Genomic DNA, 11,808 nt, shown 5'->3' on the forward strand with positions numbered 1-11,808 from the left:
ATACCCTTTCTTTTTATCTTGAAAAAGAAAAAAAGATCTATTTCACTAAAAAATCCCCATATGTGATGGGGATTAAACAGATTTTCTTTTCATTTCGTCTTCTAGTCCATCTTTCTTCTCGTCTGGCGGATTGACCAGACACTGATCCAGCACCTCTTGGAAGTGCTTCACAGGCACAATGGTGACCCCTTCAATCTCCTTTAAGATCGACTGCTGATTGTCATAAGGAATAATGACGGTTGTGGCACCAGCCTGCTTCGCTGCCTTAATCTTCGGTATCACACCACCGATTGGCTTCACCTGGCCCTGCAATCCGATTTCACCCGTCATGGCTGTCAGATGATCAATCGGAATTTGATGTATGGCTGAGAAGATTGCGGTCGCCATGGCAATCCCAGCAGACGGTCCATCAATTGGGGCACCGCCTGGAAAATTAATATGGATGTCATATTCATTTGTCCGAATACCTAAATTTCGAAGCACCGTTAATACATTTTCAACTGACCCTTTGGCCATACTTTTTCGTCGAATAGATTTCGACTGATTGCCAATGCTTTCTTCTTCTGCAATGCCTGTAATGTTGATACTTCCCTTTTCAAGCGCCTTACAGATATTCACTTCAATCTCAAGCAGGGCACCGCTGTTTGGTCCATAAACAGCCAGTCCATTGACGACCCCCACTTTTGGCTTTTCTGGTACTTTTTGTTCATATCTTGGTGTCAGCTGGCTTGAATGAATAACCCATTCTACATCTTCAATCGTGATGTCTTTTCGGTTTTCCGTCACCGCCATACCAGCGGCAATCTGCACCATGTTGACCGCTTCACGTCCATTTTTCACATAGGAGGTTAACAAGTTCAGCCCTTCATCACTTAATTCTTTTTGGATTTTTTGGACAGCTTTAGCAGCGACGATTTTCAGTTCATGCTGGTCAAGGTCCTTAAAGAAAATTTCTAAACATCTGGATCGAATCGCTGGCGGAATTTCTTCAGGTGTTCTTGTCGTCGCACCAATCAATCGAAAATCAGCCGGAAGCCCATTTTGAAAAATATCATGAATGTGATTCGGAATTTGAGTGTTTTCCTCACTGTAGTAAGCACTGTCTAAAAAGACTTTCCGATCTTCCAGCACTTTCAGCATTTTGTTCATTTGGATCGGATGCAGTTCGCCAATTTCATCGATAAACAGAACCCCGCCATGAGCATGTGTGACGGCTCCTTGTTTTGGCTGCGGAATGCCTGCCTGTCCCATCGCTCCCGCCCCTTGGTAAATCGGGTCATGCACGGAGCCAATGAGTGGGTCTGCAATGCCACGTTCATCGAATCTTGCGGTTGTGGCATCGAGCTCCACAAATACCGCATCTTTCTTAAACGGTGAATCAGCATGACGTTTCGCTTCTTCCATGACAAGACGGGCAGCGGCTGTTTTTCCAACCCCCGGTGGTCCGTAGACAATGACATGCTGAGGATTCGGTCCGCACAGCGCTGCTTTTAGAGCACGAATGCCATCTTCCTGCCCTACAATATCTTGAAATCCCTTTGGCCGGACTCTCTCTGATAAAGGCTCACTCAGCTTGATTGACCGCATCTTTCTGAGTGCTTCCATTTCTTTCTTTGATTCTTTGTCTATCGTCACCTTTTGTGTGCGCTGATTTCGCAGTAAGTTCCAAAAGTACAGCCCGATGACGATACCAAAGAACAGCTGTATGAATAATACGATTCCTGTCCAGCTCAATCGGTGCTCCCTCCTTCATCTATCTTATGTATTGGTTTCTGTCTGCTAGTATTTCCTAGAGCTGGACGGAATAAACACGTCTTCCACGATAAATAAAAAACTCCTGAATCAAAATGATTCAGGAGTGATAACTTCTCTTATGCAGATGTTTTTGTATCTTTATTAACGACTGTGCCATCCTTTAACACAAGACGCGGCGGCTCACCATCAGCAACCGTCGCACCAGTGATGACACATTTTTCAATATCATCACGAGATGGAAGGTCAAACATGACATCAAGCATGATGCCTTCAATGATTGAGCGAAGACCACGAGCTCCTGTTTTACGCTCAATTGCCTTTTTCGCAATTTCGCTAAGAGCATCTTCTTCAAATTCAAGCTCTACATCGTCAAGCTCAAGCATTTTTGTATATTGCTTAACAAGCGCATTTTTAGGCTTCGTCAAGATTTCTACAAGTGCTTTTTCATCTAACGGCTCTAGGCTTGCAATAACCGGCAGACGACCGATGAATTCTGGAATTAAACCGAAGCGAAGCAAGTCTTCTGGCAGTACTTTTGATAGAAGGACTTCTTTTTCAAGATCTTCGACTTTATTTTCCGCACCGAATCCAATGACTTTTTGACCTAAGCGGCGTTTGATGATTTGCTCAATCCCGTCAAAGGCTCCTCCACAAATGAAGAGGATGTTCGTCGTATCAATTTGAATGAATTCTTGATGCGGATGCTTACGTCCACCTTGAGGCGGTACACTAGCGACTGTTCCTTCAAGAATTTTCAAAAGGGCTTGCTGGACGCCTTCCCCAGATACATCGCGAGTGATAGAAGGGTTTTCTGATTTTCTTGCTACTTTATCGATCTCATCGATGTAGATAATGCCTTTTTCCGCTTTTTCTACATCATAATCCGCTGCCTGGATCAGCTTTAGTAAAATATTCTCTACGTCTTCACCAACATAACCCGCTTCAGTTAATGATGTTGCATCTGCGATCGCAAATGGCACATTTAAAATACGTGCAAGTGTTTGAGCAAGTAATGTTTTACCGCTTCCTGTTGGTCCAATCATAGAAATATTACTTTTCGAAAGCTCAACATCATCAATCTTGCTGTTGGAATTGATCCGTTTGTAGTGGTTATACACCGCTACAGCTAAGGATTTTTTCGCATTGTCTTGTCCGATGACATATTCATCAAGAATCTCCCGAATTTCATGAGGCTTCGGAACATCCTTGAATTCAACTTCTTCCTCTGTGCCGAGCTCTTCTTCAACTATTTCCGTGCAAAGCTCGATACATTCATCACATATATATACGCCAGGTCCTGCGACCAGTTTACGCACTTGATCTTGCGTTTTTCCGCAAAACGAGCATTTTAATTGACCTTTTTCCTCGTTGAATTTAAACATTCTTTCACCCCTTATTCTTCTTCACTTGCCTGTAGCTAACAGTCAGCTACCTTTCTGGGTCCAGTATGTATGCATTTTACCATACTTTCCTAAAAGACGGTAACGATGTGTTTCTAACACTGCACATTGAGATATGTATGACAGAAAGATGCGACTTACACTATCGTTTCCAAAAGAAGCGATGATAAGTCAAAAATTGTACAAAACAAGGCACGAGTCACTCGCGCCCTGTTTTATTATTATGCACCATATTAACGGTTTTCTACAAGAAAATCAATTGCTTTACGAACTTTTAGATCTTCTTTCATTGCTTCAGTAGATCCGATCGCTTGTTTGATATTTTCAATTGGCATGTTGTATGCTTCAGCCATTTTTGAAAGTTCTTCTTCCACTTCTTCGTCAGACACTTGTAAGTTTTCTGCAGCAGCAATTGCTTCAAGTGTTAGGTTAGATTTTACGCGTTTAGCAGCATCTTCTTTCATTTGCTCTTTCAGCGCATCTTCATCTTGTCCAGAGAATTGGAAGTAAAGCTCAAGGTTCATTCCTTGCATTTGAAGACGTTGTTCGAATTCTTTCATCATGCGGTCTAGCTCAGTGTCAACCATCGCTTTTGGGATGTCAACTTCCGCATTTTCAGAAGCTTTCGCAACTAGCTCTTCACGAAGTTTTCCTTCTGCTTCGTTTTCTTTTGCTTCTTCAAGACGTTTCTTCGTTTTTTCAGTTAACTCAGCAAGCGTTTCTACTTCTTCATCAACATCTTTAGCGAACTCATCGTCAAGTGCTGGAAGTTCTTTTGCTTTGATTTCATGAATTTTCACTTTAAATACAGCTGGTTTACCTGCAAGGTCTTCAGCATGGTATTCTTCTGGGAATGTAACTTCTACGTCTTTTTCAGCGCCAGCTTCAAGACCAACTAATTGCTCTTCGAAACCAGGGATGAATGAACCAGAACCTACTTCAAGAGAGTAGTTCTCAGCTTTTCCGCCTTCGAATGCTTCTCCATCAACGAATCCTTCGAAATCAAGAACAACTGTATCGCCGTTTTCGATTGCGCCTTCTTCTTTGACAACAAGCTCAGCTTGACGGTTTTGCATGCCTTTAAGCTCTTCTTGTACATCTTCATCAGTAACAGCTGTGTCGTCTTTTTCTACGTTAAGACCTTTGTAGTCACCAAGTTTTACTTCAGGCTTCACTGTTACTTTTGCAGTGAAGATTAAGTTTTCGCCTTTTTCGATTTTCTCAACATCGATTTCAGGGCGGTCAACTGGCTCGATACCAGCTTCGTCGATTGCTTTTGGATATTCAACCGGAAGAAGAATATCTAATGCATCTTGATAAAGAGATTCTACACCAAAACGCTGCTCGAAAAGACCACGTGGTACTTTCCCTTTACGGAATCCAGGGATCGATACTTGCTTAACCACTTTCTTAAATGCATCATCAAGTGCTTTGTTAAATGTTTCAGCGTCAACTTCTACAGTTAGTACGCCTTCGTTACCTTCTTGTTTTTCCCATTTTACTGACATGTGTGTTTCCCTCCAAAAATCTATTCAGATTGTGCGTTGCTCCATTCTAAAGCATCATAAAGACTTCGTCCAATCAAAAACCACGCACTCCGCTAAGAAGCTTGCATTATGTATACAACATTTGACTTGATTATACATATCGTCTTTCAACCGTTGGAATCTGACAACTGCACTATATATGCACAAATACAACCATTATATTATAACATAACAAGTCCGTCTTTCAACTAAATCGACAAATTACAAATAAGAAATTTCTTCAATATCTTTCAGCATTGTGCAAGCTTCTCTCAGCTCTCGTTCGTTAAATTCATACAATAGATGCAATTCTTCTAGTTCAATCTCAATCCCATGCATTTCATAGCCGACTTTATGAAGTGCCGCTGCCCAAAGACTCGGATCTGTGTATTTAGGAAGAAATGGATACAGCACAAATAAGTGCCGGCGCCATAACTCTTCCACGGCTTGGTAAAGGGTCGGATTTTCATTGCCAAGCGTGTCATCAAGCATACGAAGGACTTGCTGAAGAAGCGGCATCTGCTCTGGCTTTACAGCCTCAGAAGGAATAAGGGTTAAAGAATCACCGAATTTTGTCACATGAACCGGTTTTGCCACATCATGCTCTGCCAGAAGCTGCAGGATCATTGATTTGACCAAAGGGTTCCCATCAGGATTTTGTAAGATGGTATTTAATAGACCCATATGCGGTGTAATATTCCGGTCTTTCAATGAATGAATGAACTGGACCTGTTCTTCCGGACGCTTCAGCATATCATCTATGTTGACCTCACTTCCGGCGTCCTCATCTTCATCTAAAATCTCTTCAGGTGATTCGATCATTTTTCTGCTAAATTCGAGCAGCTTGTAAAAATGCTCCGCACTTTCTGCCGGAAGGTGGTTTTCCTCAAGCACAGCCTCAATTGTCTGTTTGACTTCTTCATATTCCTTCAGCTGAATGAGGATCGTCATATACACTTGGAGCACAGTGAAATAGTGGCCATATCCTTCATGCAGCATTTTTTCACAAACACGCTTTGCATCCTGTAGCTCACCCAGCTCCAGAAAACAAATGGCCATTCCAAGGTGAATATCGGATTCTTCATCGTCATCATACGATTTTGCTTCTGAAAACAAGTGAAGCGCCTCTTGATACTGTTTATCTTTTAATGCTGCCATTCCTTTTTCAATCAGTCTTTCTTTCAGACCAGGAAACAAAATGACATTGTCTTTCTTCTTGTCATGCTTCATGCTTACGTTCCTTTCGGGCGCATATTTTTTATCAGTTTACCAACGAAGATTAGTAAACACAAGTAACGAGAGGTTTTCATGCAAAAAAGAAGCCGTCACACCTCGGGCGGACAGCTTCTCGTTGCTTAGGCGCGCAGCCAGCTGCTGCGCTTTTCTTCAAATGCTTGAATGTCATCTTCTAGTAGTAATGTTAATGAAATCTCATCATAACCATTTAGGAGCATTTCTCTCCAGTGAGGGTCGACTTGAAAAGGGGTGATATTCCCTTCGTGATCTTCTATTTGCTGTTTTTCCAGATCAACCGTCATCTCATATCCTTTGCTCTCATATGACGCAGCGAAGGTTTTCCACACATCATAATCAAGGCGAATCGGAAGCATCCCATTTTTAAAGCAGTTTTGATGAAATATATCTGCAAATGATGGTGCGATGACAATTTTAAAGCCATAATCATCAAGCGCCCAAGGAGCATGTTCCCTAGATGATCCGCAGCCAAAGTTCTCCCCTGCGATCAAAATGGATGCTCCTTCATAAATCGGCTGATTTAGTTCGAAATCGGGATTTGGGCTGCCATCGGCTAAATAACGCCAGTCGAAAAAGGCAAAGCGGCCATATCCTGTTCGTTCGATTCTTTTTAAAAATTGCTTCGGAATAATTTGATCTGTATCTACATTGATTCGGTTAAGCACAGCGGCTTTTCCTTTATGAGTGACTAAAGGCTCCATCTATGACAACTCCTTACACGACTGTTTTCTCTTGATTAAACTTCCTGACATCGACAAATCGGCCATGTATCGCAGCCATTGCAGCCATTGCCGGGCTGACAAGATGCGTTCTCGCACCCTTCCCTTGACGCCCCTCAAAGTTACGGTTTGATGTGGACGCGCAGCGCTCGCCCTCCGGTACCACATCGTTATTCATACTCAGACACATACTGCAGCCAGATTCTCTCCATTCAAATCCTGCTTCAAGGAAGATTTCATGAAGACCTTCTTCTTCTGCTTGCAATTTGACACTTTGAGAGCCAGGCACCACAATCGCTCTGACATGATCTGCTACTTTTTGTCCTTCAATCATAGAAGCAGCTTGGCGTAAATCAGTCATTCTTGAGTTCGTACATGAGCCGATAAAGACATGCTCAATCGTAATATCTTCTATACGCTGATGCGGGTGGACACCCATGTATTCGTAAGCACGAATCGCTTCTTTTTGATCATCTTCTTGTGCAAAGTCCTCAGGTCCTGGGATTGATGCATCCACAGGGAGTACCATTCCTGGGTTAATTCCCCACGTAACCATTGGTGAAATCTTATTTCCATCTAACACAATGGTTTTATCATAGGTTGCACCTGGATCTGTTCTAAGTTCTTCCCATTCTTTAATAGCTGCTTCGAAGTCTTCGCCCTGCGGTGCATATTTGCGTCCGCGGCAATATTCGAAGGTGATTTCATCAGGTGCAATCAATCCTGCTCTTGCGCCTGCTTCAATTGACATATTACAAACGGTCATCCGCTCATCCATCGTCATGTTTCTGAATACTTCCCCAGTGTATTCAATGACATAACCTGAACCGAACTTCACACCGTGCGCACCAATGACAGCTAAAATGACATCTTTGGCAGTTACCCCTTTTTGAAGCTTTCCGTCTACTCTAATTTCTAACGTTTTCGGACGCTGCTGCCAAAGTGTTTGTGTAGAAAGTACATGTTCAACCTCACTTGTACCGATTCCAAAGGCAAGTGCGCCAAACGCGCCGTGAGTTGATGTATGACTATCTCCACAAACAATTGTTTTCCCCGGAAGTGTCAATCCAAGCTCCGGTCCAACGACATGGACGATTCCTTGGTCAACACTATGAAGGTCAGCAAGACGAACGCCAAATTCCGCACAGTTGCGCTCTAAGGCACTCACTTGCTTTTTAGCAATCTCATCTTTGATCACAAATCGATTCACAGTTGGGATGTTGTGATCCATCGTCGCAAACGTGTTTTGAGGTCTTCTCACCTTGCGCCCTTTTTGTCTTAATCCTTCAAATGCTTGAGGTGATGTCACTTCATGCACCAAGTGCAGATCAATATATAAAAGGTCTGGTTTCCCCTCGCCGCTTTTGACTACATGCTGATCCCATATTTTTTCGATGATTGTTCGAGGCATAACCCTTTTCCTCCCTCTATCTAATTCCACAAGATTCTATTTATACAATGGTTTGCACACGCTGCTTGAGTGCGTCTACAACCGCATTAGTGATTTCTTCAGTTGTTTGATATGTTCCCTCTTTTGCTGCTAAATCTTTTGTTCGTTTGCCAGAGGCAAGAACAGTTTCCACAGCTTCTTCTATTGCAGCCGCTTCTTCTTCTAATGCAAAGGATGTTCTAAGCAAGCTTGCTGCTGATAAAATGGTTGCCAGAGGGTTTGCAACGTTTTGCCCCGCAATATCGGGTGCTGAACCATGAATTGGCTCATATAAATGAAGGCCAGTGCTTGATAAACTAGCAGATGGCAGCATGCCGAGTGATCCAGTAATCATCGAAGCTTCATCGCTTAAAATGTCACCGAACATATTCTCTGTTACAATGACATCAAATTGAGCGGGCTTGTAAATCAGCTGCATGGCAGCATTATCGACGAGCATATGCTCAAATTCAACTTCTGGATATTGGGCAGCAACTTCTTCTACCGCATCCCGCCATAGTTTACTAGAAGCAAGGACATTCGCTTTATCCACAGACGTCACTTTTTTCCGTCTCGTTAAAGCCATGTCGAACGCTTCTTTTAATACGCGGACAATTTCTTCCTTTGTATAAAGGAGCGTATCAACGGCAGCTTCTTTTCCTTCATCATCCGTATAGCGTTCGCTTGGTTCACCAAAATAGAGACCGCCTGTTAATTCACGAACGATGACGAAATCGACTCCGTTAATGTGATCCTGTTTTAACGGAGATGCCTCGCTTAAACTATCGAACACCTTTACAGGGCGGATGTTTGCAAATAAGTCCAGCTGTTTACGAATAGCGAGCAAGCCTTTTTCTGGACGAAGCTCTGGCGGGTTTTGATCCCACTTTGGTCCACCGACTGCTCCTAATAAAATCGCATCAGCGCTTTTGCATACATCTACTGTTTCCTTTGGAAGCGGGTTGTTTTTTTCATCTATTGCGATACCGCCAATGAGCGCAGTTTCGAATTCAAATTCGTGCCTAAATTGCGCCGCCGTCTCTTGAAGGACAGCGACTGCTGATGTCACGACTTCCGGTCCGATTCCATCGCCGGGCAAAAGTGCAATTTTCTTTTTCATGAGAACCTTCCTCCTTTCCTATGAGATCGCGTGATGTTTCTCAATTTCAATCAGATTTGATTTGAAGATTAAATGCCTGTTCACTGCATTGACGTAAGCTTTCGCCGATGCTTCAAGCACATCTTGCGCTACTCCGCGTCCTGCTGTTTCTTTTCCTTCTATTGAAACAGTGACATATACTTCAGCTAGTGCATCTCTGCCTTTTCCATTTGATTGAATGCGGTAGTCCAGCAAATGAATTCTTTCCTCCATACAGCGCTCAAGCGTGTTGTACACAGCTTCTACACTGCCTGCACCTGTAGCTGCTTCTTGGATGACTTCCTGCGTTTCTTGGTTTTTCAGCGAAACCGTTGCTGTTGGCATTTGTTCTGTTCCATAGTGCACTTGCAGACTTTCAAATTCGTAGCCAATTTTTCGATCTGCTACTTTTTCTTCTAATATAATAGAGATCAAATCATCATCTGTAATTTCTTTCTTCTTCTCTGTCAAGTTCTTGAAAGTCTCAAAGAATTTATTGATTTCGTCTTCCGTTAGTTTAAAGCCTAGTGTTTTCATGCGGTCTTTAAACGCGTGTCTTCCGGAGTGTTTTCCAAGGACAAGCACATCTGTTGTCACACCGACAAGCTCTGGAGAAATAATTTCATAGGTTGTTTTTTCTTTGAGGAAGCCATCTTGGTGAATACCTGATTCATGTGCAAAAGCGTTGTTTCCAACGACTGCTTTATTACGCGGCACAATCATTCCTGAGTATTTGCTCACTACATCACTTGTACGCTTAATTTCATTCAATTGAATCGTTGATTCGACCTGGTAAAAGTCTTTTCGAATATGAAGAGCCACTGCAATTTCTTCTAACGCGGCATTTCCAGCGCGCTCGCCAATTCCGTTGACAGCCGTTTCAATTTGATCTGCGCCATTTTCAATAGCAGCAAGTGAGTTTGCTACAGCCATTCCTAAATCATCGTGACAGTGAGCGGACAAGTTGACGCGGTCGATATTTGGAACGTGTTCCTTCATATATTTAAAGATGTTTCCGTACTCTTTTGGCGCTAGGTATCCAACTGTATCTGGCAAGTTAATGACACTCGCCCCAGCGTCAATGACCTTTTCTACAATTTCTGCTAAGAAAGCAAGATCTGTACGGCACGCATCTTCTGCTGACCATTGGACAACTGGAAAACGTTCTTTCGCATATTTCACCATTGCGACAGCCTGTTCTACGACTTCTTCACGTGTTTTCTTTAGTTTATGCTTCAGGTGAATATCAGAAGTGGCAATAAAGACATGAAGCCTTGGCTCCACTCCATCTTTTAATGCTTCCCATGCAGCATCAATGTCACCTTTCACACATCGTGCAAGACCAGCAACAGAACAGTTTTTAATCGTTCTTGCAATTTCTTGTACGCCTAAGAAATCCCCTCGGGATGAAGCGGGAAATCCCGCTTCAATGATATTAACCCCAAGGCGCTCAAGCTGCTTTGCAATGATTAGCTTTTCTTGTGCATTTAAGTTCACTCCTGGTGATTGCTCTCCATCCCGAAGTGTTGTGTCAAAAAAATTAATTTTCCGCACCGACGCTCACCGCTTCCTTTTTCTTTCCTTGTTTAACGAAAGGCATCATTTCACGAAGCTTTCTACCAACGATTTCAATTTGGTGCTCATTTTCATTTGCATTGATCGCATTGAAACGTGGACGATTCACTTGGTTTTCAACAATCCATTCTTTTGCAAATGTTCCGTTTTGGATATCAGTCAAAACAGCTTTCATTGACTCTTTTACCTTTGCATCCACAACGCGTGGTCCTGATACGAAATCACCCCATTGTGCTGTATCAGAGATTGAATATCTCATGCCTTCTAATCCTTCTTCATACATAAGGTCAACGATCAATTTTAGTTCATGCAGACACTCGAAGTATGCAAGCTCTGGCTGATAACCAGCTTCTGTTAACGTTTCGAATCCTGCTTTTACTAGTGAAGTAAGACCTCCACAAAGAACTGCCTGCTCACCGAATAGATCCGTTTCTGTTTCTTCTTTAAATGTTGTTTCAAGAACGCCCGCTCTTGCTCCGCCGATCGCTTTCGCATAAGCAAGTGCTTTGTCTTTCGCTTGGCCAGATACATCTTGATAGATAGCAAATAGGGCAGGTACACCAGCGCCTTGCTCATATGTTCTTCTCACAAGATGTCCTGGTCCTTTTGGAGCTACAAGATACACGTCTACGTCACTTGGAGGAACAATTTGATGGAAGTGAACGTTGAATCCGTGTGCGAATACAAGTGAGTTGCCAGCTTCTAATTGATCTTTGATTTCTTCATCATATACTTTCTTTTGCTGCTCATCTGGAAGTAGTACCATCACGACGTCTGCTTGTGCCGCTGCTTCTTTTACTGTGAATACTTGATGACCGTCTTCTTGTGCTTTTGTATAAGATCCGCCTTTTCTTACGCCGACGATCACATCTACGCCGCTTTCTTTTAAGTTCAATGCATGTGCATGACCTTGTGAACCGTAACCAATGATTGCTACCTTTTGACCATTTAATACGTTTTCTTGAATATCACCGTTATAATATACTTTTACCATTTGACTCTCTCCTTTTGT

General features: G+C 42.7%; 9 protein-coding genes. All 9 read right to left on the reverse strand.

All coding sequences use genetic code 11. The annotated features are described in order from the left end of the window. Positions 1 to 72 precede the first annotated feature (72 nt). Complete coding sequence (gene lonB / locus ASE42_RS15805) at positions 73 to 1,734, reverse strand: ATP-dependent protease LonB (RefSeq protein ID WP_056768038.1); 1,662 nt, start codon at positions 1,732 to 1,734, stop codon at positions 73 to 75. Between the two features lie 137 nt (positions 1,735 to 1,871). Continuing rightward, positions 1,872 to 3,137, reverse strand: coding sequence for an ATP-dependent protease ATP-binding subunit ClpX (clpX, locus tag ASE42_RS15810; RefSeq protein ID WP_024423180.1), 1,266 nt, complete (start codon positions 3,135 to 3,137; stop codon positions 1,872 to 1,874). Between the two features lie 251 nt (positions 3,138 to 3,388). Continuing rightward, on the reverse strand, positions 3,389 to 4,663 hold the full coding sequence (gene tig / locus ASE42_RS15815; RefSeq protein WP_056768041.1) for a trigger factor: 1,275 nt from the start codon (positions 4,661 to 4,663) through the stop codon (positions 3,389 to 3,391). A 240-nt stretch (positions 4,664 to 4,903) separates the two neighbouring features. After that, positions 4,904 to 5,911: a DNA damage checkpoint antagonist DdcA gene (gene ddcA / locus ASE42_RS15820; RefSeq protein ID WP_024423182.1), complete on the reverse strand. Its 1,008-nt coding sequence runs from the start codon at positions 5,909 to 5,911 to the stop codon at positions 4,904 to 4,906. 125 nt (positions 5,912 to 6,036) lie between these two features. Next, entirely contained in the window at positions 6,037 to 6,636 is a 600-nt protein-coding gene (leuD, locus tag ASE42_RS15825) for a 3-isopropylmalate dehydratase small subunit (protein WP_056768044.1), read from the reverse strand. Between the two features lie 13 nt (positions 6,637 to 6,649). After that, the gene (leuC, locus tag ASE42_RS15830) at positions 6,650 to 8,065 is read right to left on the reverse strand and encodes a 3-isopropylmalate dehydratase large subunit (protein ID WP_048239029.1); all 1,416 of its coding nucleotides are present in this window, start codon (positions 8,063 to 8,065) and stop codon (positions 6,650 to 6,652) included. A 40-nt stretch (positions 8,066 to 8,105) separates the two neighbouring features. After that, the gene (leuB, locus tag ASE42_RS15835; RefSeq protein ID WP_056768045.1) at positions 8,106 to 9,203 is read right to left on the reverse strand and encodes a 3-isopropylmalate dehydrogenase; all 1,098 of its coding nucleotides are present in this window, start codon (positions 9,201 to 9,203) and stop codon (positions 8,106 to 8,108) included. A gap of 18 nt (positions 9,204 to 9,221) precedes the next feature. After that, a complete protein-coding gene (locus ASE42_RS15840) occupies positions 9,222 to 10,775 on the reverse strand; it encodes a 2-isopropylmalate synthase (protein WP_024423186.1) in 1,554 nt (517 codons plus the stop codon). Next, on the reverse strand, positions 10,762 to 11,790 hold the full coding sequence (gene ilvC, locus ASE42_RS15845) for a ketol-acid reductoisomerase (RefSeq protein WP_024423187.1): 1,029 nt from the start codon (positions 11,788 to 11,790) through the stop codon (positions 10,762 to 10,764). The genes ASE42_RS15840 and ilvC overlap by 14 nt, the downstream gene beginning before the upstream one ends. Positions 11,791 to 11,808 lie beyond the last annotated feature (18 nt).

This window comes from Bacillus sp. Root920 (assembly GCF_001429445.1).
In the GTDB taxonomy this organism is placed as follows: domain Bacteria; phylum Bacillota; class Bacilli; order Bacillales; family Bacillaceae; genus Bacillus; species Bacillus safensis.